Consider the following 24,681-nt stretch of genomic DNA (forward strand, 5'->3'; position numbering starts at 1 on the left):
TACAACCACCAAACAAACCTGTGGGAGCTGGCTTGCCAGCGATGGCGTCGGCACATCAAACATTGATGTTGGCTGAACCAATGCTATCGCTGGCAAGCCAGCTCCCACAGGGTTTTGTGTTGTCTTTTAGATAGCGGGTTTAGCGCGACGAGCGCGGAAGAACTCGGTCAACACCGCCCCGCACTCCTCCGCCAACACCCCGCCCTCATACAACACCCGATGATTCAAAAAGCCCTGGGTAAAAAACTGTCCCTGGCTCTGCACGATCCCGGCCTTCGGCTCCAGGGCGCCATACACCACCCGCGCCACCCGCGAATGCACGATCAAACCGGCGCACATGCTGCACGGTTCCAGCGTCACATACAGCGTGCTACCCGGCAGGCGATAGTTGTTCACGGCTTGCGCGGCGGCGCGGATCGCGACCATTTCCGCGTGGGCGCTGGGGTCGCTGGCGCTGATCGGGCAATTGAAGCCGCGACCGATGATCTCGCCATCCTGCACCAGCACCGCGCCGACCGGCACTTCGCCGAGGGCTGCGCCTTGCGCCGCAAGGGCCAGGGCTTCGCGCATGAAATCGCGATCACGGCTGCGGTCGATGATCGCCGCGGGGCGAATCTGGCGCATCACTTCACCTCGATGGCGGCCATCAGGCCGGTTTCCATGTGATCAATCACATGACAGTGGAACATCCACACCCCCGGGTTATCCGCCACCAGCGCCACTTGTGCGCGCTCGTTCTTGCCCAGCAGATAGGTGTCGGTGAAGTACGGAATGATCTTGTGCCGGTTCGACGCAATCACCTTGAAGCTCATGCCATGCAGGTGGATCGGATGCTGATACTGGGTCATGTTTTTCAGTTCGAAAATATAGCTCTGACCCAGTTTCAGGCTGGCGATCGGCCGGTCGGCACAAGTCTTGTCGGTGATGTCCCAGGCCTTGCCGTTGATCTGCCACAGACTTGGCGGCTTGCCGTTGTCGACGTTGACCGACACCGAACCGACCCATTCGAAATTGAAGTTGAGTTTCTCGGCATTGGCCAGGTCCGGCTCGGCCACCGGATTGGCGGGCAGCGCTTTCGGCCAGTCCGTCGGCGCATCGGTGTTGGCCACCGAACGCAAGGTACCCAGTCGGACCGGGCCGTTGCGCAGCGAGAGTTCTTCACCCTCGGCCGGCGCCTTGATCGCCAGACAAATGCGCATGCCCGGGCCAAGCCAATATTCCTTGCCCAGCGGGCGAGGTTCGACCGGGTTGCCATCCAGCGCGTAGATCTTCGCCTCAACGCCAGGAATGTTGATGCGATACGTCAGGGTGTTATCGAGATTGAGCAGGCGCACGCGGGTGATCTGCCCGGCCGGCAATTCGATCACTGGCAACGGTACGCCGTTGATGGTCGACAGACGCCCCGCCGTGCCGCCACGCGCAGCTTCACGCGGAATGCTGAATTCGACGAAGTTGCCTTCGTCATCGATGTGCCAGTTTTTCAGGCTCAGGGTCTTTTCATACTTGAAACCGGTCGGCTCGCGCTCTTCGATGATCAGCGGCCCGACCAGTCCGCGACCGAGTTCTTCGCTGCTGCTGACGTGCGGGTGATACCAGTAGCTGCCGGCGTCCGGCACGCGGAATTTGTAGTCGAAGTATTCGCCCGGCAGCACTGGCAGTTGCGAGACGTACGGCACGCCGTCCATTTCCAGCGGCAGGCGAATGCCGTGCCAGTGGATGGTGGTCGCGACCGGCAGATGGTTGATGAACCGCACCCGCAGCCATTCACCCTGACGCACGCGCAATTCAGTACCTGGCGCCGACGGGCCGAACGCCCACGCCTCGGTCTTATGCCCGGGCACCAGTTCCACGTCCAGTGGCGCGGCGATCAGCTCGTAGTCGTGACCCGCCTCGGCGTCGGCCATCTTGCCCAGCCAGTAACGCGACGCGCCCCCCACTCCAACGCCAACGACAACAAGACCGGCCAGGCCACCGAGGATTTGGCGACGGGTAAAGGACATGAACTCAACTACCTCACGTATCAGCGACAGACCCTGAAGGCCCGTAAAAGGCGAATACGATACACCTGCGGTTGAGAAACAGTAAGGGTGACCTGAGGCCGCACATCCCCTCCGCGCTCAGCTTTGCAGGCCGGTAATCAGGTGCACCACCCCGCCCTCCAGGGGCATGACGCCCGCGACACCGGCCTCGCTGAGCGCCTGGCGATCCATCAGCGACACATCGCCCAACGCCACGCGCACGCGGGTCAACGCGACCGGTTGCTGCGATTTGAGGTTATCCGCACCACCCAGCGCGGCGACGATCTCGGCACTCAATCCATCGGCAGGCTCGGCCTGCGCGGGCGGTGCATCCACCACCAGATCCGGGGTCAGGGCTTTCCAGAATGCCTGCTGCAATTTATCGAACATGTTCAGTTCTCCAGAGCCGGTAAGGTATCGACGGTCGCTTCTTGATACAGGCGCAGCGCCTCACGCACTTCTTCAGCGCTTTCCAGGCCCTGCACCTGCTCGGCAATGGCCTTGCAGTCGAGCAGATCCACCTCGCGTACCGCCGCTTTGATCGCCGGAATCTGCGGCACACTCACCGACAACTCGTCCACGCCCAGCCCCAGCAACAGCGGCACCGCCAGACGTTCGGAGGCCATCGCCCCACAGACACCGACCCATTTACCATGGGCGTGCGCGGCGTTCACGGTCAGCGCAATCAGGCGCAGTACCGATGGATGAAAGCTGTCCGCCTGACTGGCCAGACGCGGATGATCGCGATCCATGGCCAGGGTGTATTGGGTCAGATCGTTGGTGCCGATCGAGAAGAAGTCCACGTGCGGGGCAAACACGTCGGCCATCAATGCCGCCGCCGGCACTTCGATCATGATCCCCAGTTTCGGCAGTTGACCCAGATTCAGCGCTAGCGCTTCCTCCTCCAGCATCTGTCGGGCCAGACGCAATTCCGCCAGTTGAGTGACCATCGGCAACATGATGTGCAGACGCGTCAGGCCGGCACTGCCGAGGATCGCGCGGAACTGCTCACGCAACAGGTCCGGCCGCGCCAGACACAGGCGAATTCCGCGCAGCCCGAGGAACGGATTGGTTTCGCTGTCCATCGGCACGTAAGCCAGCGGTTTGTCGCCACCGACATCCAGCGTACGCACCACCAGATTGTGCGACGGCCCCACCGCCCGGGCGATGGCGCTGTAGGTCGACACCTGTTCATCACGGGTGGGCGCATGATTGCGATCCAGATAAAGAAACTCCGAACGCAAAAGCCCCACGCCTGCGCTGCCCACGGCCATCGCCCGTTCGGTTTCGCTCAGCGAGGCAACGTTGGCCGTGACTTCGATGTGATGCCCGTCGCGGGTGCAGGCTGCTTGCGTCGCCTGCGCCTGCTCGTGTTGATGGCGCTGGCGTTGCTGCTCGTGCCTGGCTTGCCACTGGCTGATCGCCTCCGGATCCGGATGCAAGTGCAACTCGCCCCGGTCGGCGTCGAGCAATACCTGGGCGCCATTGGCCAGCGCGAGCATTTGCCCAGGCATCCCGCAGATCGCCGGCAAACCACAGGCTCGGGCCAGAATCGCAACGTGACTGGTCGCACCGCCACCGACCGTGGCGAAACCCAGCACTTTTTCGGGGTCGAGGCCGGCGGTCTGCGACGGCGTCAGTTGATCGGCGATCAGAATCGTCCCGGCGGGCAGTTCCAGCGCCCGCTCGCGAACCCCGAGGATCAGTTTCAGCACACGTACGCCCACGTCAGCCAGATCCGCCGCCCTCTCGGCCAGCAACGCACTGCCCAGTTGCTGGAACAGTGTCGCTGTCGACTCGGTAGCCGCACGCCAGGCAAACGCCGCGCTTTTACCCTCAACGATCAACGCCTGAGCCTGATCCAGCAGGCTCGGATCTTCGAGCAGTTCCTGATGCGCCTTGAAAATTTCCGCCTGAGCTTCACTGATGGCGATGTCGCGCAGATGCTGCAAGGCCATATCGGCCTCGATCAACGCGTTAGCCAGAGTTTCGCGTTCGATGTGTGCGCCAGCGCCGAACTCTTTCACCTCGAGCGTCGGCTCAGTGATCTGCACCGCCGTGCCCAATGCCGAACCGGGTGACGCACAGACCCCACGCAAAACCGTCAGGGCCTCTGCCTCGGCGCGCTCGACTGGCGCCACAGCAATCACTGTCGTCACCGCTTCGCCGCAGCCTTCGGCCAATAATCGGGTGAGCGTATTGACCGCGTCTTCAGCATCGTCGCCCAGCGCACTGACCTGCACGCTGTCACCGAAAGCGGTCTGCAACGCCATGATCGCCACCAATGACTTGGCGTTGGCTTCAGATTGCTGTTTGTGCAGATAAATCTTTGCTGAAAAAGCCTTGGCCGCTTGCGCGAACACCGCCGCCGGACGCGCATGCAGGCCATTCGGGTTAGGCAGTTTCAGCGATTGCGAGAACAGCCTTTGGCCCTCTGCAATCAAAGGTTCCTCGCTGCTCGCCGTGGCACTGGCGAGGCTCAGCAGTGCCTGGCCGGTTTCGACCAGACCGCTTGGCGAGACGCACCAACTGAATGGCTCACCGCTGACCACCAGCATCAGGGTCATCAGGCTGCGAGCGTGCAGGGCGACGTAATCGGCATCGAACTCGATCAGCGCCTGCCCGACTTCAACCCGCTGGCCTTCCTCGACCTGCCGGGTGAATCCCTGCCCCCCCAGGTTCACCGTATCAAGACCGATGTGCATCAATACCTGAACGCCCGTGTCGGCGGTGATACTGATGGCATGCCCACTGGCCTGCACGTTGCTGACCACCCCGGCCAGCGGCGCGCACAGCGTTGACGAAGTCGGATCGATGCACAGACCGTCGCCGATCACGCGCCTGGAAAACACCGGATCAGGCACTTGATCCAGCGGTATCAGCACGCCGGACAGAGGCGCCAGCAGTTGCAATTGTTGGGATGTGGCCATGACGTCACCTGCGGTTTTGTTCTCTGAAGTGCCCGTGGAGCGCGACGCCCCACCAGCATCGCTTATTTCCACCAGTATTCGACCTGCAATCCGACGTTCGCACCGTGGCGCGCAGTGCCGAAGGCGCCGGTATCAGACAGTGCCGAGCCTTTGGCCAGTTCGTTGGCCGCACGTTTGGCCGCCTCGTTCCAGGTGGCATAGGTGTAATACAGCCGCACCTCGGGGCGCGCCCAGAATTCCGGACCCTTGGGTGACCAGGTCGGGGCGAAAGTGAACTTGCTCAGCTTGCGCGTCCCTCCCGGGGCTTCGACTTGATCGTGGCCCAGTTCGGTGACCAGTTTGAACTGCTCGGTGAGCGCATAGGTCGGGCGCACACCCAGGGAAATCCAGTTCTGGTCAGCCCCGTCCGGGCGAATGTCCTTCTGATACACCGCCTCGACTTGCCCGCCGAAACGCGGCGTCACCTGCCAGTCGAAGAACTCCACGATCCGGTAACTCTTGTTGCTGTCGTCGAGTTTGACGTTACCGGTGTAACCCAGCCCGGTGCCCGGCCCTTCGCCATATTGCAGGGCCAGTTTGTTCTTGCCGCCAAGAAAATCCCTTTGCACATGTTGCGTGGTGATCGCCCAGCCACGGTGAGCATCGCGGCTGTCGGGCTTATCGATGTAGCTGAGGCCGAACTCAAGTTCACCACCGGGGTTGGTATTGAAACCGGCGACGTTGAAGTCGTGCCGGTTGATGTAATCCTTCTGGTAGAGGTTGTCCTTGCGCGAGAACGCGTAGCTGTATTTCAGATCGCCGATCAGCACGTCTTCGATCCCGCCACCGGTGGCGCTCTGGTTCCAGTAGTAGAAATCGGAAATATGGATGTCGTTACGTTTGTAGTAACGGCGGCCGGCCCAGAGTGAGCCGCCATTGAGCGCGGGCATCGCCGACCACTGGGCGTAGGCCTGCGGCAGGCGAATCGAACCGTTGTCTTCGTTGAACGTCGGGCGGCGGTTATAGCGGTTGTACAGCGAGGCCATGCCGTCGACGCTGAGTACCGAGCCGTCGTCGAGGGTGTACAGATCCTGGCGCAATTCAAGCTCGCCGTACTGCTCGCACTCGTTGCCCAAGCGATATTTGGTTTGCGCCCCTGGCAACTGGAAACACGATTGGCCACCGCCCTTGAGCGAATTGCCAACACCACTGCGCAAGTAGCCACCGAACTCCAGCGCATGTGATGACTGTGGTAATGCGAGGCATATACCTGCCACTGCAAGGCTGCGATTTATTGTTGTTTTCATAAGCCACCCCATTATTTTTATTGTGTGTTTGCATGAATTCGGCGCAAAACTCCCCCGCGCAGGGCTCTGCGTGTTTTTTGAAACGCTGGTTTTCCTGTTAGGAATCAGGGATCGATCAGGTGCAGCACGAACGACTCATAAGGTCGCAAACTCACCTGTCGATTGCGTCGCGGACAGTCCGGGTAATTGCTGATCAGCAAGCGCTGGTTCAATGCCTCGTCGATCTCCATGGGCAGTTCGACTTCGCACGGGGTGCCGTAGAAATTGTTCACCACCAGCAGGCGCTCGCCCGTGCCTTCGCGCAGGTAAGCCCAGACTTGCTTGTGCTCCGGCAGCAGTTGCCGATAAACGCCGTCTGACATCAACGTCTCGGTGCGCCGCAAAGCGATCAGCCGACGGTAGTGATGCAGTACCGATGCGGGATCGTCGAGCTGGTTATCGACGTTGATCTGCGCGGCATTCGCCGGCACCCCGATCCACGGTTCAACGCTGCTGAAGCCGGCGTTCGCTTCAGCGTTCCACTGCATTGGCGTACGTCCGTTGTCGCGGGACTTCTGCATGATCGCCGCCATGTTATCGGCGTCGCTGTTACCCGCTTCTCGCTTGAGACGGAAGATGTTCAGGGTTTCGACATCGCGGTACTGATCAATGTGTTCAAACCCCGGATTGGTCATCCCCAGCTCTTCGCCCTGATACACGAACGGTGTGCCCTGTAAAAAGTGCAGGGCAGTGCCGAGCATCTTCGCCGAGAGCTCCCGATATTCGCCGTCATGGCCAAAACGCGAGACCACCCGCGGCTGATCGTGGTTACACCAGAACAGCGCATTCCAGCCACCTCCGGCCTGCATGCCGGTCTGCCAGTCGGAGAGAATCCGCTTGAGCTGGAGGAAATCGAAATCGGCGCGTACCCACTTTTGCAGGTTCGGATAATCGACTTTCAGGTGATGGAAGTTGAAGGTCATCGACAGCTCTTGCGACTGCGGATTCGAGTAGCGAATGCAGTGTTCGAGGCTGGTGGATGACATTTCGCCGACGTTGATCAGGTCATGCCCGGCGAAGACTTCGCGGTGCATCTGCTGCAAGTACTCATGGACGTTCGGGCCATCGGTGTAAAAGCGTCGACCGTCACTGTTGTCCTCGGGAAAGTCTGCAGGCTTGGAGATCAGATTGATCACATCGAGACGGAACCCACCCACTCCCTTGTCACGCCAGAAGCGCATCATCTTGAACACTTCGGCGCGCACCTTGGGGTTGTCCCAATTCAGATCGGCCTGAGTGTGGTCAAACAGGTGCAGGTAATATTGCCCGGTCTGGGCTTCATACTCCCAGGCCGAGCCGCCGAACTTGGATTCCCAGTTGTTCGGCTGATCGCGCCAGATATAGAAGTCGCGATATGGATTGTCGAGACTGCTGCGCGCCTGCTGGAACCAGACGTGTTCGATCGAGGTGTGGTTGACCACGATGTCGAGCATCAGCTTGATCCCGCGCTTGCCGGCTTCGGCGATCAGCAGTTCGCAGTCGGCCATGCAGCCGTAACTCGGGTCGATCGCGTAGTAATCGCTGATGTCGTAGCCGTTGTCACGTTGCGGCGAGCGCAGGAACGGCGTGATCCACAGGCAATCGACACCCAGCCATTGCAGATAGTCGAGCTTGGCTACTACCCCGAGCAGATCACCGGTCGGGTTGCCGGCATGGCTGTGAAAACTCTTCGGGTAGATCTGGTAGATCACCGAACGCTGCCAGTCTTGCATGGCGCATCTCCCTCTTGAATATGTAGCCCTTTGCAGGTCTGGAATCAGGCAACCCGGTAGCCGGGACGGACAATCTTCATGCTCAGCGCACAGGTCAGAACAAACGGCACAACCATGGCAATCAGCATTCCGATCACGAACATCGGAATGAACTGCGGAATGATCGAGATGAAACCGGGCAGGCCACCAACCCCGATCGCCGAAGCCTGGATCTTGTTCAGCGACAGGAAGATGCAGCCCAGTGCCGAACCGGCCAGTGCGGCGTAGAACGGAAATTTGTAGCGCAGGTTGACCCCGAACATCGCAGGCTCGGTGATACCGAAATACGCGGAAATCGCCGAAGTCGACGCCATGCTTTTGTCCCGCGCATTGCGCGTCATGTAGAACACTGCAAGCGCTGCACTGCCCTGGGCGAGGTTGGACATGACAATCATCGGCCAGATGAATGTGCCGCCCTGGGTCGAGATCAACTGCAGGTCGACCGCGAGAAACATGTGATGCATGCCGGTGATCACCAGCGGTGCATAGAGCAGTCCGAAAATCGCCCCGCCGACCATCGGCGCCAGATCAAACAGCATGACCACGCCTTCGGTGATCAGGATGCCGACATGACGGGTCACCGGGCCGATCACCGCCAGTGCCAGCACACCCGTGACAACGATGGTGGTGATCGGCACCACCAGCAATTGCACCGCATTGGGCACACGCGCCCGCAGCCATTTCTCGATGACGCTCATCACGTACGCGGCCAGCAATATCGGCAGGATCTGCCCCTGATAACCGACTTTCTCCACCTGAAACAGGCCGAGGATGTCGAAGTACGGCATGTGTTGCCCGTCCAGCCCGGCCACGGCCTTGCCGTAGTTCCAGGCGTTGAGCAGATCCGGGTGAACCAGCATCAGGCCGAGCACGATGCCAAGGATTTCGCTGCCGCCAAAACGCTTGGCCGCCGACCAGCCCACCAGTGCCGGCAGAAACACAAAGGAGGTGTTGGCCATCAGATTGATCAGGCTCCAGAGCCCGTCGAGTTTCGGGTAGGCGTCCAGCAGGGTCTGGCCCTCGATGAACATGCCCTTGGCACCGAGCAGATTGTTGATGCCCATCAGCAGGCCGGCAATGATCAGCGCCGGCAGGATGGGCATGAACACATCGGAAAACACCCGCACCAGGCGCTGCATGGCGTTGATCTTTTCGGCGCTTTTCTGTTTGACGTCGGCGATGGTCGACGCGGCGAGACCGGTCTGGCGACGCAGTTCGGCGTAGACCTTTTCCACCTCGCCCGGACCGATCACTACCTGATACAGACCGCCGGTGAAGAACGAGCCTTTGACCAGATCGATCTGGTTGAGCGTGGCGCTGTCGACCAGGCCGGGATTCTTCAGGGCCAGGCGCAAGCGCGTGACGCAATGGGCGGCCTGTTCGAGATTTTCACTGCCGCCGAGGCTTTGCAGCAGCTCGCTGGCGATCTTCGGATAGTCGTGGCTCATGCTTGTTCTTCCACTGTGGATTGTTGTTATTGGCAGCATGCCGAAGCGAAAAAATACTCGTACAGACGAGTTAATGCAATAACTCGTCTGTACGAGTTTGTTTTTGCCTATTGCCGCCAGACCGTCAGCGAATTTTCCTACCCGAACCTAAGGCGATTTCCATCCACCACATGGACAAAGCCCTACCCTGCCCTTAAGGTTCGAGGCTTTGAGCACAGCCGGCACAGAGCCTATCCATGAGCAAATACAACCAGATCTATAGCGATCTGCTGGCCAGTATCACCACTGAACGCCTCGAACGCGGCGCGCGACTGCCGTCCGAAACCGAACTGATGGACAGCTATCAAGCCAGCCGGGGCACCGTGCGCAAGGCGATCGAGCTACTTCAGGAGCGTGGTTTTGCGCAGAAGATTCATGGCAAAGGCACGTTCGTTCTTTCGACCAACCCGATCGAATTCCAGCTCGGCGGCATCGTCAGTTTTCAGGAAACCTATCCACGGCTGGGCAATGACGTCAGCACCGAAGTCGTCGAGTTGGCCCAGATACCGCTCGAAGGCACCCTGCTCGAACACATTAATGCCGAGCCCGGCAGCCTGATCACCCGCGTCAAACGCGTGCGACGAATCGACGGCAAACGGGTGATTCTCGACATCAACCACTTCGTCACCGCGGTGATTCCCGACCTGTCTCGCGACATCGCCGAGCAGTCGATCTACGCCTACATCGAACAAACCCTGCTGCTGCAGATCGCCTATGCCCAACGCACCATCGAAGCCGTGCCACGCAGCAAGGATGACCTGCTGCACCTGGACCTCGACGGGCAGAGCCATGTGATCGTGGTCAGCAACCAGACATTTCTGCAGGACGGCCGGCAGTTCGAGTACACCGAATCGCGCCACACCCTCGACAAGTTCTACTTCTCCGACGTAGCCCGGCGCTGACCCCGGCACGTTTCGACCGCCGATGTGCGGTATCCATGTAGTGCACTCTCCCGGGGCGAATCAGCCATGCTCGGCTTTCGTTTCTCAAGGATGGAGAAAGCATGAACGCCCCCGAAACACATCCTCTGCCGAACGCAGCGGACAACGCCGCCCTCAAGCTCATCGCCGCGACGGTCGTGCAAACCTGCCCCAGCCTGCACGACGCGGCCTATCAAGTCGCCCGCGAGCTGCTTGAGCTCAAAGGCCTGCCAGACACCGATCCGGACCGGGTTTACTTCCATCGATTCAGAGCAGCCCAGAGCAGCGGCCAGTCGTTTACCGGCTGGGAACATATCCGCGAAAAACCCTACGAATCGATGACCCTCACACAACTGGTGATCCATCGCTTTCGCGCCACCGACGTCGACAACGCCGACCTGCTGGATCTTTACGCTGGGTTCTATTCGGACGGGCCCGAGACCGAAGATTTCGACCACAGCAATGAAGTTCGCCTGCATGGCAACGAAGTGCTCAACGCCTTCTGGGACATCGATTTCAGCTCGCGCTACAACGACACACTGACTACGTTCTGGAACACCCACACGGATGATTTCCGCACGTTGGCCAGGTGCAACTTCCTCAGCCGTGCCGTGCAGGCACTCGAACTCGAGCAATTGAGCGGCACGGATTTCCAGTGGATCGTCAGCGCCGTTATGGGGCCTGTTACCTGGCCAGTGACGCTGGCCACGCTGCAATCAACCCACACACCAGACAGTGGCGTGCGCGCCTTCGATATCGACGGGCATATGGCGACCAACCTTCTGCGCATCGTCAGTACCACAGGCCGGGAGATGGTCTATCTGCCGGGTGAAACGGTGGCGTTCGTCGTACAGGAAACCGCGGCGGACATGCATGGGTGGGTGCTTGAGCAGATGAACCTGGAGCCCCGGCGCCAGGCTTTCTTCAGTCACTTTGCACTCGCCGACCGTCAGCACATGACGACGAACATCACCGATCTGATGAATCGGTTGGTCAGCACGTGGGGACACTCCGATCATCATCTGATCAATAAAACCAACGCCGTAATCAGCGGCGATGCCTTCAGTTGGCTGCGCGATTCGACCCGCAGCGCCATGTTTGCCGAAGCCAGCCTGACGCTGACGTCCAATGGCGATCTGCGCAAAAAACTGTGGATCGGTTACTTGAGCGCCGGCCTCAAGGTATTTGGCCCGATGGCCGCCGTCGGCTGGCCGCTCGCGCTGCCGGTGATTGGCGCCAGCATTGCCAGCATGGGGCTGAACATCGATCAGGCGGTCAACGGCAAAACCTCCAGCGAACGCAAGGCCGGCGTGCTGGGTGCCGTGTTGAGCGGCATTGATGCACTGTTCAACATTCCATTTCTCAAAGGCACCGGCCCGATGCTAGAGGTGGGTGTCGAGGTGGATGCAGTGGAGGCCGTAGAAATGGCCGGACTGAACGAGCCGGCTGCAGCAGTGGAGGTGCCGGATCCGCTGGTCGAACCGCAGGAAAGCGAGGTTGCGGTCGAGCCAGACGTGATTGCGCCGCCGCTGGAAACATCTTGGTTGCCGCCGACCGAGAGCGCTGCACCACCGCCCATACCTGACAAATACCTGTGCAACGAGCTGCTCGACAGGCTCGATGTGCAACGCGAGCCCGGGCAATTTCAGGGGATCTTTCGCCTGGATAGCGATCCGCCCTACGCCATCCATCTGGATGACAACCCATACTACGTGCGCTATTTCGGCGACACCGACGAGGGCGGCTACTGGGCCATCGTTGATCCGGACAGGCCCAATCAATTTGTCCACTCATTGCCTGTTCGCCTGAACGCCGAGGGCCAGTGGGAGCGGATGCAGGCCCTGCGCTTGCGGGGCGGCGGCCAATGCGCGGGCAAACCGTGCGCGCCCGACCTTGCGCTCGCCCCTCAGGAACCGCCAGCCCCCGAAGCGCCCGCGCAAACGGAGGTCGAATTGCGCAGCCCGGTATCACGTCCGGTGCGCATTGTGACGTCTGCCTTCGACATCGAGCCGACGGTACGCCGTTCGATAAGAGCCTGGGCACTGAATCTGAACGAAACCCACGCTCAACTGGTGCCCGACGCCGACGGTGCCTTCGGCATGACTGACCCTTTTGAGCTGTACGCCGTCAACAAACGCATTGCGCTGCAAACCGCCGCGAAAAGATTTTTCAGTTCACTGCCGTGGATCACTCCACCGTTTCGCGCCCCCATTCCCGCGATCAATGCGCAGATCAGCCTTTCCGAGCTTATCGACCGCCTCTTTGAATCCGCCGTCGGGCTGGTCGTGGGGGAAACCCTGGATCGCATTGCCAGCATGCGCTTCCTGATTGAAAACATGCCGGCACTGGCTCGGCACGCAAAAACCCTGTACATGCGCGGCATCCTCAGTGATTTCGCGCAGGTGGAACTGAACCGCTATTTCACAACCGGCAACCTGTCGGCCGATCTGCAAACCTACCTGACCAGCCTGGGCACCGATCCGACGGGACGCTTCAATGCACTGGAACTGGTCAAAGTGGCCAGGGAAAACGGCGTTCGGGTCCAGGGCATCGACTGTGCAGCGAGCTACAAGATGAAGACTCCACTGTCACCCTTTGACGAGCAAATGATCGGTACGTATCTGGCAAGCGACATCATGACCGGCGATACCTACCTCAACAGCCCGAAAAAATGGATCGTACTGACCGGCGCGCAGAACACCAACACCCTCAGGGGGCTGACCGGCCTCAGTGAGATAAAGGGCGGCATCGGTTTGCGCATCGAGGAAGTCGGCGCAGCGGACGCCATGGAAATCGACATCGATCCGGGTATCGACGTGAACCGGGGGCCGTTTGCCAATGGGGCTGCCGCGCGGAGCAATGACGATGTGCTTCGCGCCGATTTACGCCTGCGCATGCCGAGCGAACCGGTGAACTGGAATGAGCAGACGCTGGAAAACCTGCTGCACCGACGTGGCATGTACCTGTTCAGAAAAGTCGGCGACAGCTTCACCGTGCTGCACCGGAGCAAGTCAGGAATGCTCGCGCATACACCTGTGACGCGTCTGGCCGATGGACGGGTTTCCCTGCACCGGCCGGCCTGGCCGCTGGTGAACGATGTCAGCTTTGCCAGCATCGAGGACATGTCTCATCGTCTGACCGAGATGGGGCTGACGTTGCAGAGCCGGCTGCCGGACTGAATCCGCACCGCAAATGAAAAATACAGGGATAGTGCATGGCCCGTGAGCCGATGGGACATGCTCGATCTTCGTTTCCTCATGGATGAAGAACTGCATGAACGCACCCGAACGCCGTCTGCTGCCGAACGCAGCAGACAAGGCCAGCCTCAAGGCCATCGCTACCACCGTCGTACAAACCTGTCCCAGTCTGCTGGACGCGGCCCGCGAAGTCGCCATTGAGCTACTGACGGACAAAGGACTTTCGGGCAACGATCCGGACCATGTCTATTTCCACCGATTCAGGACGGCGCAAAGCAGCGCTCTGACATTTACCGGTTGGGAACACACACTGGAAAAACCATACGAATCGTTGACCCTCACACAATTGGTGATCCATCGCTTTCGTGTCACCGATCAGGACAATGCAGACCTGCTGAGCCTGTACGGCGGCTTTTACACGGACGGGCCGCAGGCCGAATCCTTCAATCAGAGCAATGAAGTGAAGCTGCTGGGCAGCGATGTTCTGAAGGCGTTCTGGAACATCGATTTCAGCACGCACTACACCCATCAACTGACCACGTTCTGGCAGAACTCAGCGGACAATTTCCGCACGCTGGCCAAGTGCAGTTTTCTCAGCCTGGCGGTGAACGCGCTGCAAAAAGGTCACCTCGACGGCACTGATTTTCAACGCGTGATCAACTCGGTGTGCGGTCCCGTCACCTGGCCCGTCACCCTGCAAATGCTGCAGTCCTCTTACCCTGTCGGCAGTGAGGTGCGCGCGCTGGATATCGACGGTCACATCGCCGTCAATATCCTGCGCTTTGTTGAAGATAGCGGGCGGCAAACACTTTATCTGCCAGGCGAAGCCCAGGCCTTTAAAGTGCTGGAGAACGAAGCGGCGCTGCACTGGTGGGTGCTTGAACAATTGAATGATGAGACGCGCTGCAAGATTTTTCTCAACCATTTCTCTTTCGCAGACCGTCACGCCATCAACCAGAACTTCACCGACCTGATGAATCGTCTGGTCAGCACTTGGGGTCATTCCGATCATTACCTGATCAACAAGACCAACCTTGAGATCAGCCGTGATGCGTTCACCTGGCTACGCATTTGCGCCCGCCACTCGATGTCCGAGGAAGTCAGTCTGTTACTGACGTCCAATGCTGAGCTGCGCAAAAAGCTCTGGATCGGCTATTTGAGTGCCGGACTCAAGGTGTTCGGCCCGATGGCCACCGTGGGCTGGCCGTTGGCGCTGCCGGTTATTGGCGCCGGCATTGCCAACATGGGACTGAACATCGACAGAGCGGTCAACGGCAGGACGCCCGCCGAGCGCAGGGCCGGTACCCTTGGCGCGGTGCTCAATGGCATAGAAGCGCTGTTCAACGTGCCGTTTCTGATCGGCACCGGGGCGCATCTGGAAGTGGGGCCACAGGTTGAATTTGCCGAAGCGCAAGAGATGGCCGGGTTGATCGAGTTCACCTCGGCTGACGAACCTTTCCTGCCAACCCAGGATCAGGCGCAGGTTGTGGTGGCGGATAAAGATGTTGTCGAGATGGCAAACGACATTGCCAGCGAAACACCCCCCACTTCGCCCGTAGTCCTCGCTCCCACTGCACCACAACCCCCATCGGTACCGAAGGTTCCGGCCCGGTATCTATGCAATGAGTTACTTGATCGCTACAGCGCAGAAACGCAATCAGGGAAATTTCAGGGCATTTATCGCCTTGATGGCGAACCGCCCTATGCCATTGATCTCGATGGCAAGCCCTACTACGTACGTTATTTCGACACCTCCGAGGACAGTGGCCACTGGGCTATCGTCGACCCTGAGCGCGCCAATCAGTTCGTCGGCTCATTGCCGGTCCGCTATAGTGCCGCCGGCCGGTGGGAGCGCATGCTGGCGCTGCGACTCAATGGCGGCGGTCAATGTCTGGGTACGGCGTGCCATTCGTACTTTGATCCGCACTCGTCGACCAGCTCATCAAACCCGCCCACCCCATCAACACCATCGCCGGAGCTGCCATTGGTCGAACCCGTCCCGGCAACCGCCCGTCCGCTACGCCTTGTGACCACCCTCTATGATGTTTTGGGGCTGGACATGGCCAGGCTGAGAAAGTGGGCGATGAACTTGCCTGACGATTCCGCCGATGCGGTTCGCGAGGCCAGACGCAATTTGTCTGTTAACGATCTGTATACCCTGCATTTCGACCACCAACGCACATTGCTCCTGAACGAAGCCAGAGAGTATTACTCAGCACTGAACTGGTCCAATCTGCCCGCACGTCCGATTCTGCCCGAGGTCAGTCACTCAATGACGACCGATGCATTGATTGATCGCATTTTTGAAAAAACCAAAGGTCTGGTGGTGGGAGAAACCCTGGATCGCATCACCAGCATGCGCTTCATGATCGAAAACATGCCTGCGCTGGCGCGCCACGCCACGACGCTCTACGTGCGTGACCTGCTGAGTGATTTCGCCCAGTCAGACCTGAACAGCTTCCACACGTCCGGTCAGATGTCAGAGGATCTGCGGATTTATCTGACCAGCCTCGGAACCGATCCGAACGAAGCGTTCAACATGCTCGAACTGGTCAAGTCTGCCCAGGCAAATGGCGTCCGGGTTCAAAGTCTCGATTGTGCGGCGAGTTACAAAATGAAGGTGCCGCTCACCTCGATTGAAGAGCAGATGATGCGCGCTCGCATGACGTCCAAAATCATGTGGGGCGACGAAATCCTCAATCGCCCAGACAAATGGATCGCCCTGGTCGATGCGCAGAACACCAATAACTTCAGAAATCTGCCGGGCATCAGCGAGCTCAAAGGCGGCATCGGTTTGCGGATTGAAGAAGCCTTTCCCGGAGAAGATCCGGGCGTCAGCATCGACCCGGGAATCAAAGTCGCTCGCGGCCCCTTTGACAACGGGGCATCGACGCGCGACTCGTTCGATTACCTGCACGCTGACTTGCGCCTGCAAATCGACGCACCGCCGGTGACATGGACTGACGAAACACTGGACCGCCTGCTGCATCGCAATGGCATGTACCTGATTGAGAAGTCGCAAGGCAATTACACACTCGTGCGTCGCAACAGCACAGGCAGCATTGTGCGAACACCCGTGAATCGGACGCTGGACGGCCAAGCCTACCTCTGGCTTCAATCAATGCCACGCATCAGTGGCGTATTGTTTCCTGATATCTCAGCGTTATCGCAGCGCCTGATAGAAATAGGCCTGAAAATACAAAGTCGCCTACCCGACTGAAGGGTTTTCGCAAGCGATTGAAATGCCCCAAATCCGGCCTGGGCCGGGGGTTTCAGCCACTTGAAGCAAGCAGGCAAGTTCAGCGCGATCATTGCCGTTCAATGGTCCGCTGGTGGCTTGTCAGGCCCTCAGCCCCCGTTCGTGTCGGGGCGCAGAGCAACCTGACAAACGGGGACAACCTCCCGTAGAATGCGTCCGTGGCTATGGAACACCTTCCTTCTAAACCTCCTATGACCTAGGGGTTTCGCTCTCCACACTGCGCCTGCTGCTTGCAGGCGTTTTCATATCTGCTGTAGACACAATGCTGCTGCTCGTTCACGACGGCGACCAAAGGAGAAAATCAAGGATGAATCAGGAGCTGTTCCTGCGTCGCCGCAGCAAAGTTCACGTCCCGATGGGTACTGGCGGTGCTACGCGTGCTCATGTCGCGTCGGCCATCCAGGAAATCGCGGCGTTCCGATGCGTACTCTCGGAGTCTCTGATTGAGCAAATCGGCGGGCTATCACCCGCAGAACTCAAGCACTGGCTGCGCGACATTATCGGAATGCTTCGGCGCCGGGCTGGCGCTCATGTGCACCACCGGCCGTTTTATCCTGACTTTCCAGAGCAGGTTCTGCAGGCCCCAGATGCAGAGCTGTACCTGAACGCCGTCATGCACTACCTCACGGTTCGGCGTTTACCACCGACTGAACACTCTCGACCTCCCCTGCTTGAAGGCAACTTCATACCTTGGGTGATCGAATCCGGAAGCGTCTCTGAGTTCGAGTCACTGCTTGAGCCACTGGTTTCATCGCGCACCTCGCTCTCCGAAGAGGAGACGGCCGATGTCGTCTGGTTTATCCGCGAGTACAAAAGCGATGTATTCCGTCTGCTGCCCGAGACCATCCCCTTCCGGGAGATCCGTGCACTGGTTGGCGGAGCGTTGATTCTGCATGTCGCCAGCGATGCTCGGGTCGACACATTTCTGCAGCGAAACGTCGAAACGGCAACTGACGTGCTACGACTGGCGGTCGCGTTGAGTGGCGGAGACGTGTCGCTGGCGACCGCTTCGACACGTTTCAAAGCGATGAAGCGCTCGATGCGTCGCCTGTTTTTGCGCCTGCTCGATAACATTCCCGACGCTGTAGAAGACGTGATGCGCCATGCTGAGCGCTGGAAACGCCTGGCTGAAGTACTGCATCCGGGCGACTACGCCGAGAAGTACCCACGAGCTCTTGCCGCCATCACGGCAGCGCGTCGTAACGAACCGCCCGCCACATTTAATTCACGTGTCGAAACAATGCTGGCCCAGCGTGACATCGCCACGCTTGTGCCAATACTACAAAGCCGTCCTGGCGAGTTCGCACGACGGCTTGACGTAACCCTGCGCCGCGCGACGGAAACCGAATCGGTACTCGACGCGTTCGAGGCTGTTGCGGCACACGTTTCCTCACCCGTTCTGCTGCAGTTGCTGGCCCAGTTACGTGCGCCGCGCCCTCTGCCCCTGCGGGCGTTCACCCCGAAAGGTTCATTCGCCAAAGTCTTTGCCATCAAGGATCGACGCGAACCTCTCACACCTGAAACGTTGGCGCGTGCTGCCCGTATCTGCGAGAACGCACTCGTACAGCGTTTTGCCTCCCTGCCGCCATTAGGTCGCTGTTTCATTGATCCAGCATTACGTGAATACAAGGTGCCGCTGGCGCAGCGCGCTTCATCGAAGTCACTACGTACACTGGTGCGGGGCAGTCGGCTGCCTGTGCCTGACACACGATTCATTCGCCTGTTTCTGTGGTGGAAGAATGGCCGCGAACGCACGGACATCGACTTGTCCGCCGCATTTTTCGATGCCGACTTCGTGTTCAAGGATACGGTCGCGTACTACAACCTGAAGGGTTACGGCGGTTACCACAGCGGCGACATCGTCGATGCACCCGAGGGGGCTTCGGAATTTATCGATCTCGACATCGACGTGCTCGTCGAGCAGGGCATCCGTTATGTCGTCACGTCCATCAACTCATACACCCAGCAGCCGTACTGTGATCTCCCGGAATGCTTCGCTGGCTGGATGGCCCGCACTGACACTGCGTCGGGTGAAGTGTACGAGCCGCGAACCGTGTTCGACCGTATCGATATCGCGTCCGACACAGTGATCTGTCTGCCATTCGTGATGGACCTTCAGGAACGACGCATGATCTGGGCCGATCTGGGGCTCACTTCATCTCCACGGTGGAACAACGTCGGCAACAATCTCAGCGGGGTATCGTTGATGCTGCGGGCTTTGGTGCATACGCCACGGCCGGATCTGGAGACTCTGTTCGATTTACATGTACGAGCACGAGGGGAACGCGTGGCTTCGCCGCAGCAGGCACAGATGGTTTTTGCGCCTGATCAAGGGACAACGCCGTTCGATACAGACGTGATTCGATCGCAGTTTCTTTAGTAACGACTCCAGTCTTCGCGATCAATTGAGCGCGACGAGTCTTGCCAAGGTGCTTTGCGCCCGGAAACAAAAATGCCAGTCAGTAAAACTGACTGGCATTGGCGAGGATCCGTAGGCTGTAATCAACGCGAAACAGAATAATTCTGGACGATATCGTTCTCGAAAAAAATCCTCAAATTGATCCCTTGGGCGGTGGTCTTGCCGGTGGTTACGCTGGTCACTTCATTCATCGTGCCCTGCGCATTGGCCACGTGTGACGTTGCTGTACCAATAGCACCGCTGGTTTCCGGCGAGACGAATCGGTGGACAAGATTCACGTACTTCTCCAGCCCTTCTTCGCTTTTTACGTACGTCCAGTTAGTCATGGTGTCCGAGTCGGCCTGTTCCTGCATCGGCGGGCCAAACATCTGAGATATCTGGTTTTTAGTGGTTTTGCCACGAATGATGGCGGTCCAACCCACAACAGAAGTTGCCTGTAGCTTAGGGCGATGAAATACGCGTAGCTATAGTACAGGTGTGCTAGTACCCACTTCGATTGCACACGGTGAACTCAAAAAAAAACCGCCTGACGCGAACGCCAGACGGTTTTTTATTTCAGTCAATCGGCCCTCAGGCCGGTGACATTATTCCCACTCAATGGTCGCCGGCGGCTTGCTCGACACGTCATAAGTGACGCGGGAGATACCTTCGATTTCATTGATGATGCGGCCGGATACGGTTTCCAGCAGTTCGTAAGGCAGGTGTGCCCAACGTGCGGTCATGAAGTCGATGGTTTCCACGGCACGCAGGGCCACGACCCAGGCGTAACGACGGCCATCGCCCACCACGCCAACCGATTTCACTGGCTGGAACACCACGAAGGCCTGGCTGACTTTGTGGTACCAGTCGGCTTTGCGCAGTTCTTCGATGAAGATGTGGTCGGCACGACGCAGCAGGTCGGCGTATTCCTTTTTCACTTCACCGAGGATGCGTACGCCCAGGCCCGGGCCCGGGAACGGGTGACGGTAGACCATGTCGTACGGCAGGCCCAGTTCCAGACCCAGACGACGGACTTCGTCCTTGAACAGTTCGCGCAGTGGCTCGACCAGTTTCAGGTTCATCTCTTCCGGCAGACCGCCCACGTTGTGGTGCGACTTGATCACGTGCGCCTTGCCGCTTTTCGCGCCAGCCGACTCGATCACGTCCGGGTAGATGGTGCCCTGAGCGAGGTACTTGATGTTTTCCAGTTTGTTCGACTGGGCATCGAATACGTCGATGAAGGTGCGACCGATGATTTTGCGCTTCTTCTCAGGGTCCGCTTCGCCGGCCAGGTTGTTGAGGAACTGGTCTTCAGCGTTGGCGCGAATGACTTTGACGCCCATGTTCTCGGCGAACATGGCCATCACTTGCTCGCCTTCGTGCAGACGCAGCAGGCCGTTGTCGACGAAGACGCAAGTCAGCTGATCGCCAATGGCTTTGTGCAGCAGTGCGGCAACTACCGAGGAGTCGACACCGCCGGACAGACCCAGCAGCACGTTGTCGGTGCCGACTTGTGCGCGGATGTTGGCGATGGCGTCTTCAGCGATTTTCGACGGCGTCCACAAGGCTTCACAGCCACAGATGTCGAGAACGAAGCGCGACAGGATGCGACCGCCCTGCTTGGTGTGGGTCACTTCCGGGTGGAACTGCACGCCGTAGTAAGCACGCTCGTCGTTGAACATACCGGCGATCGGGCAGCTCGGGGTGCTGGCGAGGATATGGAAATCTTCCGGCATCCTGGTGACTTTGTCACCGTGGCTCATCCATACGTCGAGGCCAAACAGGCCGTCGGCGTCGATGTGGTCTTCGATGCCGTCGAGCAGGCGGCTCTTGCCGACCACGTCAACGCGGGCGTAACCGAACTCACGCAGCTCGGAACCTTCAACCTTGCCGCCCAGTTGCTCGGCCATGGTCTGCATGCCGTAGCAGATACCGAAGACCGGCACGCCCAGGTCAAACACGGCCTGCGGGCAACGCGGGCTGTTGGCTTCGTGTACGGACTCGGGGCCGCCGGCGAGGATGACGCCTTTTGGAGCGAATTCGCGGATCGCATCTTCGTCCATGTCGAACGGGTGCAGTTCGCAGTACACACCGATCTCGCGCACGCGGCGGGCGATCAGTTGGGTGTATTGCGAGCCGAAGTCGAGGATCAGGATGCGGTGAGCGTGAATATCGAGGGCCATGATTCAGTCTCGTCTAAGTCATTCAGAAACAGTCGTGATTCAGAAACAACTCGGGGCTGAATAAAACAGCCCCGGTTGCTTAGCTTGTTGCTTGAAGGCTCAACCTACGCGGTAGTTTGGCGCTTCTTTGGTGATCTGCACGTCGTGCACGTGGGATTCGGCCATGCCGGCGCCGGTGATCCGCACGAATTCAGGCTTGGTGCGCATCTCTTCGATGTTGGCGCTGCCGGTGTAACCCATCGAGGAACGCAGACCGCCCATCAACTGGTGAATGATCGCGCTCAGGGTGCCTTTGTAAGGCACACGGCCTTCGATGCCTTCCGGAACGAGTTTCTCGGCACCGGCCGAGGAGTCCTGGAAGTAACGGTCGGAGGAGCCTTGAGCCTGGGACATGGCGCCCAGCGAACCCATGCCGCGATACGCCTTGTACGAACGGCCCTGGAACAGTTCGATCTCGCCCGGTGCTTCTTCAGTACCGGCGAACATCGAGCCCATCATCACGCAGGAAGCACCGGCCACGATGGCCTTGGACAGGTCACCGGAGAAACGGATACCGCCGTCGGCGATCAACGGCACGCCGGTGCCTTCGAGGGCAGCGGCAACGTTGGCGATGGCACTGATTTGCGGGACGCCGACACCGGCGACGATACGGGTGGTGCAGATCGAGCCAGGGCCGATACCCACCTTGACTGCGTCGGCGCCCGCTTCGGCCAAAGCCTTGGCAGCGGCGCCGGTGGCGATGTTGCCGCCGATCACCTGCACTTCAGGGAAGTTCTGTTTGACCCAGCGAACGCGGTCGATCACACCTTTGGAGTGACCGTGCGCGGTGTCGACCACCACCACGTCCACACCGGCATTGACCAGGGCTGCGACGCGATCACCGGTGTCTTTACCGGTGCCGACAGCAGCGCCAACGCGCAGACGACCTTGATCGTCCTTGCTGGCCAGCGGGTAGGCTTTGGCTTTTTCGATGTCTTTGACGGTCATCATGCCTTTGAGGGCAAACTTGTCGTCGACGATCAGAACTTTTTCCAGACGGTGCTTGTGCAGCAACTCGCGGACTTCGTTCTTGTTGGCGCCTTCGCGTACGGTGACCAGACGCTCTTTAGGCGTCATCACTTCACGTACGGTGGCTTCCAGACGGGTTTCGAAACGCACGTCACGGGAAGTAACGATGCCGACCAGGTCGCCATCGTGTAGTACCGGAACGCCGGAAATGTTGTGCATGCGGGTCAATTCGAACAGATCACGAACCGTGGCGTCAGCCTCGATGGTGATCGGATCCTTGACGACGCCGGCTTCGAACTTCTTGACCTTGCGAACTTCGGCAGCTTGCTGCTCGATGGTCATGTTCTTGTGGATAATGCCGATGCCACCTTCCTGAGCCATGGCGATTGCCAGACGGGCTTCAGTGACGGTGTCCATTGCAGCAGAAACCAGAGGAATGTTCAGCTCGATGCCACGGGTAAGGCGGGTCTTGAGACTGACTTCGTTAGGAAGCACCTCGGAATAACCAGGCACTAGGAGAATGTCGTCGAATGTCAGAGCTTCTTGGCTGATACGCAGCATCGCGGGGGCTCCCGAGCGGGAAAATGGAAGCGCGCCATTATAGTCAGACACCCCCTGCTGTTCAATGTAAAACTCTGCTTAATATCAATGTTGCTGATGTACGGGAATCGCCGGCCCTACAGCTCCACCTTGACCCAAGAGACAGGTTGATCCAGCCAATCGGCAAATTCATCGATAAAGCTCTGTTTGAACCCTGCTTCCAGCCAGTTATTGAAGATGAAACCGAGGTTGGAGAACGCGCACTCCTGCAGGTACAGAAAGCCGTTGATGTCGTCTTCGTGCCCGCATTCGGGGCAGGTGAAGTTGTCCGTGCGGCCTGGAAACCAGTCTTCAAGGCTTTCGAACAGCGCTTCGCCGACTTCGCGACGGCACTCGGCGCAACCGGCTTCTTCGAGAAAGCCCTTGGCCGGGGTGTAGATGCAGCGTTTGGTGACGATCTCCAGGCCGTTGATCGGCTCGCCGAACGGCAGCGCCTCTGGGTGCAACACCACGGCGCGGGCGCCATCGGCAATGGCGTGGGCCATGCGGTTGCCAGTGCGCCCGCAGGTGGTCAACTCTTCCTCGATGATGTTCTTGCGCACCAGCCAGCGCACGATCGCCCGGGCCCGGGGTTCGTGGACCGGCAGGGTGGAAATTTTCGGGACGATGATGCTTTGCGAATTCATGGGTGCAGCCTGTGACGTCAAATGGAAATTCTGCGGTGCTCTCTCCGACGCCATCGTTGGCAAGCCAACTCCCACAGGTTTTTCTGGTGTACACAATATTTGTGAGCGACCGAACTCTGTGGGAGCTGGCTTGCCAGCGATGGCGTCAGTGCGGGCGGCAGCTTAATCCCTGACGAAATGCGGTCAAGTGCTGAAATAGCGCCCGACCAACGCAATCCCGCTCGCCAGCACCAGCCACGTCACCAGCCGTACAAACGCCTCGCGAGACAAGCGCAGGGTCAACCGCCGCCCGATCCACAACCCCAGCGCCATGGCCGGCAACAGACACAGCGCCAACATCAACAAGGGTAGCTCGGCATACACGCCGGCGATGGCAAACAGGCTCAAACGCACCACCGTACTGCAACTGATCAGCGCACTTTGCGTGGCCCGCGCTGCGTCTTTCGGCAACCGGCTGTTGAGATAGATCGCGTATAAAAAGCCGCCACTGCCAAACAGCGCCCCGAACAACCCACCGACCGTACCCATCGGCACCGCCCACGCCGCTGACAATTGCACCGGCCGCGTTTTGACCCACAGGCTGTAAATCGCATAGGCGCTGATGAACAGCCCCATCAACAGCAACAACAGATCCGATTTGAGGTTGAGCAGGAAGATCACCCCCAACGTGCAACCCACGGCCATGCACGGCAGCAGCCGCAACAACTCAGGCTTGGCCACATCGCGGCGCGACGGCAGCAGATTGCCGAACGCTGCAACGAAATCCAGCAACACCAGCAACGGCACGATTTTCGACAACGGCATAAACACAATCAGAATCGGTCCCGCCACCAGCGCCGTGCCAAATCCGGCGATGCCGAACACGATGTAAGCCAATGCGATAGCCAGCCCGATCACCACCCAGCCCTCGGCGCCCCACGCCCATTCACTCAACAGCCCCGCCACACTCATCGATCCGCTTCCTTAATAAGCCTGCGAT

At 59.2% G+C, this 24,681-nt stretch carries 16 protein-coding genes; 4 read left to right on the forward strand and 12 right to left on the reverse strand.

Going from position 1 to position 24,681, the window contains the following annotated elements; all coding sequences use genetic code 11:
- Positions 1 to 126 precede the first annotated feature (126 nt).
- From tadA to treP, 7 genes are all read right to left on the reverse strand, one after another.
- A complete protein-coding gene (gene tadA, locus KI231_RS23755) occupies positions 127 to 624 on the reverse strand; it encodes a tRNA adenosine(34) deaminase TadA (protein ID WP_213026500.1) in 498 nt (165 codons plus the stop codon).
- Complete coding sequence (locus tag KI231_RS23760; protein WP_213026501.1) at positions 624 to 2,000, reverse strand: multicopper oxidase family protein; 1,377 nt, start codon at positions 1,998 to 2,000, stop codon at positions 624 to 626. Before KI231_RS23760 ends, tadA begins: the two co-directional genes overlap by 1 nt.
- A gap of 117 nt (positions 2,001 to 2,117) precedes the next feature.
- Complete coding sequence (locus tag KI231_RS23765; protein ID WP_103304563.1) at positions 2,118 to 2,408, reverse strand: PTS sugar transporter subunit IIB; 291 nt, start codon at positions 2,406 to 2,408, stop codon at positions 2,118 to 2,120.
- 2 nt (positions 2,409 to 2,410) lie between these two features.
- Entirely contained in the window at positions 2,411 to 4,948 is a 2,538-nt protein-coding gene (gene ptsP / locus KI231_RS23770; RefSeq protein WP_213026502.1) for a phosphoenolpyruvate--protein phosphotransferase, read from the reverse strand.
- A gap of 62 nt (positions 4,949 to 5,010) precedes the next feature.
- Entirely contained in the window at positions 5,011 to 6,234 is a 1,224-nt protein-coding gene (locus KI231_RS23775; protein WP_213026503.1) for a maltoporin, read from the reverse strand.
- Between the two features lie 104 nt (positions 6,235 to 6,338).
- Positions 6,339 to 7,985 (reverse strand): alpha,alpha-phosphotrehalase, encoded by a 1,647-nt coding sequence (gene treC, locus KI231_RS23780; protein WP_213026504.1) that lies wholly within the window; start codon positions 7,983 to 7,985, stop codon positions 6,339 to 6,341.
- 44 nt (positions 7,986 to 8,029) lie between these two features.
- Positions 8,030 to 9,472, reverse strand: a complete 1,443-nt coding sequence (gene treP, locus KI231_RS23785) for a PTS system trehalose-specific EIIBC component (protein ID WP_213026505.1) — start codon at positions 9,470 to 9,472, stop codon at positions 8,030 to 8,032.
- A gap of 236 nt (positions 9,473 to 9,708) precedes the next feature.
- Here treP and treR point away from each other — a divergent pair, with 236 nt between their 5' ends.
- The 4 genes from treR (at position 9,709) to KI231_RS23805 (ending at position 19,267) form a co-directional block, all read left to right on the forward strand.
- Positions 9,709 to 10,413: a trehalose operon repressor gene (gene treR, locus KI231_RS23790; RefSeq protein WP_213026506.1), complete on the forward strand. Its 705-nt coding sequence runs from the start codon at positions 9,709 to 9,711 to the stop codon at positions 10,411 to 10,413.
- 101 nt (positions 10,414 to 10,514) lie between these two features.
- On the forward strand, positions 10,515 to 13,610 hold the full coding sequence (locus KI231_RS23795) for a membrane-targeted effector domain-containing toxin (protein ID WP_213026507.1): 3,096 nt from the start codon (positions 10,515 to 10,517) through the stop codon (positions 13,608 to 13,610).
- Positions 13,611 to 13,704: 94 nt separating this feature from the next.
- A complete protein-coding gene (locus KI231_RS23800; RefSeq protein ID WP_213026508.1) occupies positions 13,705 to 16,848 on the forward strand; it encodes a membrane-targeted effector domain-containing toxin in 3,144 nt (1,047 codons plus the stop codon).
- A 346-nt stretch (positions 16,849 to 17,194) separates the two neighbouring features.
- Positions 17,195 to 19,267 (forward strand): TerD family protein, encoded by a 2,073-nt coding sequence (locus tag KI231_RS23805; protein WP_213026509.1) that lies wholly within the window; start codon positions 17,195 to 17,197, stop codon positions 19,265 to 19,267.
- Between the two features lie 122 nt (positions 19,268 to 19,389).
- Here the strand turns inward: KI231_RS23805 and KI231_RS23810 are convergent, their stop codons facing one another.
- The 5 genes from KI231_RS23810 to KI231_RS23830 form a co-directional block, all read right to left on the reverse strand.
- Positions 19,390 to 19,728, reverse strand: a complete 339-nt coding sequence (locus tag KI231_RS23810; RefSeq protein WP_213026510.1) for a hypothetical protein — start codon at positions 19,726 to 19,728, stop codon at positions 19,390 to 19,392.
- 162 nt (positions 19,729 to 19,890) lie between these two features.
- Positions 19,891 to 21,468, reverse strand: a complete 1,578-nt coding sequence (gene guaA, locus KI231_RS23815; protein WP_213026511.1) for a glutamine-hydrolyzing GMP synthase — start codon at positions 21,466 to 21,468, stop codon at positions 19,891 to 19,893.
- Between the two features lie 99 nt (positions 21,469 to 21,567).
- The gene (gene guaB / locus KI231_RS23820; protein WP_008025544.1) at positions 21,568 to 23,037 is read right to left on the reverse strand and encodes an IMP dehydrogenase; all 1,470 of its coding nucleotides are present in this window, start codon (positions 23,035 to 23,037) and stop codon (positions 21,568 to 21,570) included.
- 116 nt (positions 23,038 to 23,153) lie between these two features.
- Positions 23,154 to 23,702: a sugar ABC transporter ATPase gene (locus KI231_RS23825; protein WP_103304552.1), complete on the reverse strand. Its 549-nt coding sequence runs from the start codon at positions 23,700 to 23,702 to the stop codon at positions 23,154 to 23,156.
- A gap of 183 nt (positions 23,703 to 23,885) precedes the next feature.
- On the reverse strand, positions 23,886 to 24,653 hold the full coding sequence (locus tag KI231_RS23830; protein ID WP_213026512.1) for a sulfite exporter TauE/SafE family protein: 768 nt from the start codon (positions 24,651 to 24,653) through the stop codon (positions 23,886 to 23,888).
- Positions 24,654 to 24,681: the final 28 nt, after the last annotated feature.

It is taken from the genome of Pseudomonas sp. Seg1 (genome assembly GCF_018326005.1).
In the GTDB taxonomy this organism is placed as follows: domain Bacteria; phylum Pseudomonadota; class Gammaproteobacteria; order Pseudomonadales; family Pseudomonadaceae; genus Aquipseudomonas.

Bases quoted from the DNA above. Each gene is read 5' to 3' on its own strand.
- KI231_RS23825 (WP_103304552.1), bottom strand. From the start codon at position 23,702: ATGAATTCGCAAAGCATCATCGTCCCGAAAATTTCCACCCTGCCGGTC.
- guaA (WP_213026511.1), bottom strand. From the start codon at position 21,468: ATGGCCCTCGATATTCACGCTCACCGCATCCTGATCCTCGACTTCGGC.
- ptsP (WP_213026502.1), bottom strand. From the start codon at position 4,948: ATGGCCACATCCCAACAATTGCAACTGCTGGCGCCTCTGTCCGGCGTG.
- KI231_RS23830 (WP_213026512.1), bottom strand. From the start codon at position 24,653: ATGAGTGTGGCGGGGCTGTTGAGTGAATGGGCGTGGGGCGCCGAGGGC.
- KI231_RS23795 (WP_213026507.1), top strand. From the start codon at position 10,515: ATGAACGCCCCCGAAACACATCCTCTGCCGAACGCAGCGGACAACGCC.
- KI231_RS23760 (WP_213026501.1), bottom strand. From the start codon at position 2,000: ATGTCCTTTACCCGTCGCCAAATCCTCGGTGGCCTGGCCGGTCTTGTT.
- KI231_RS23805 (WP_213026509.1), top strand. From the start codon at position 17,195: ATGAATCAGGAGCTGTTCCTGCGTCGCCGCAGCAAAGTTCACGTCCCG.
- KI231_RS23765 (WP_103304563.1), bottom strand. From the start codon at position 2,408: ATGTTCGATAAATTGCAGCAGGCATTCTGGAAAGCCCTGACCCCGGAT.
- treP (WP_213026505.1), bottom strand. From the start codon at position 9,472: ATGAGCCACGACTATCCGAAGATCGCCAGCGAGCTGCTGCAAAGCCTC.
- tadA (WP_213026500.1), bottom strand. From the start codon at position 624: ATGCGCCAGATTCGCCCCGCGGCGATCATCGACCGCAGCCGTGATCGC.
- KI231_RS23775 (WP_213026503.1), bottom strand. From the start codon at position 6,234: ATGAAAACAACAATAAATCGCAGCCTTGCAGTGGCAGGTATATGCCTC.
- treC (WP_213026504.1), bottom strand. From the start codon at position 7,985: ATGCAAGACTGGCAGCGTTCGGTGATCTACCAGATCTACCCGAAGAGT.
- treR (WP_213026506.1), top strand. From the start codon at position 9,709: ATGAGCAAATACAACCAGATCTATAGCGATCTGCTGGCCAGTATCACC.
- KI231_RS23800 (WP_213026508.1), top strand. From the start codon at position 13,705: ATGAACGCACCCGAACGCCGTCTGCTGCCGAACGCAGCAGACAAGGCC.
- guaB (WP_008025544.1), bottom strand. From the start codon at position 23,037: ATGCTGCGTATCAGCCAAGAAGCTCTGACATTCGACGACATTCTCCTA.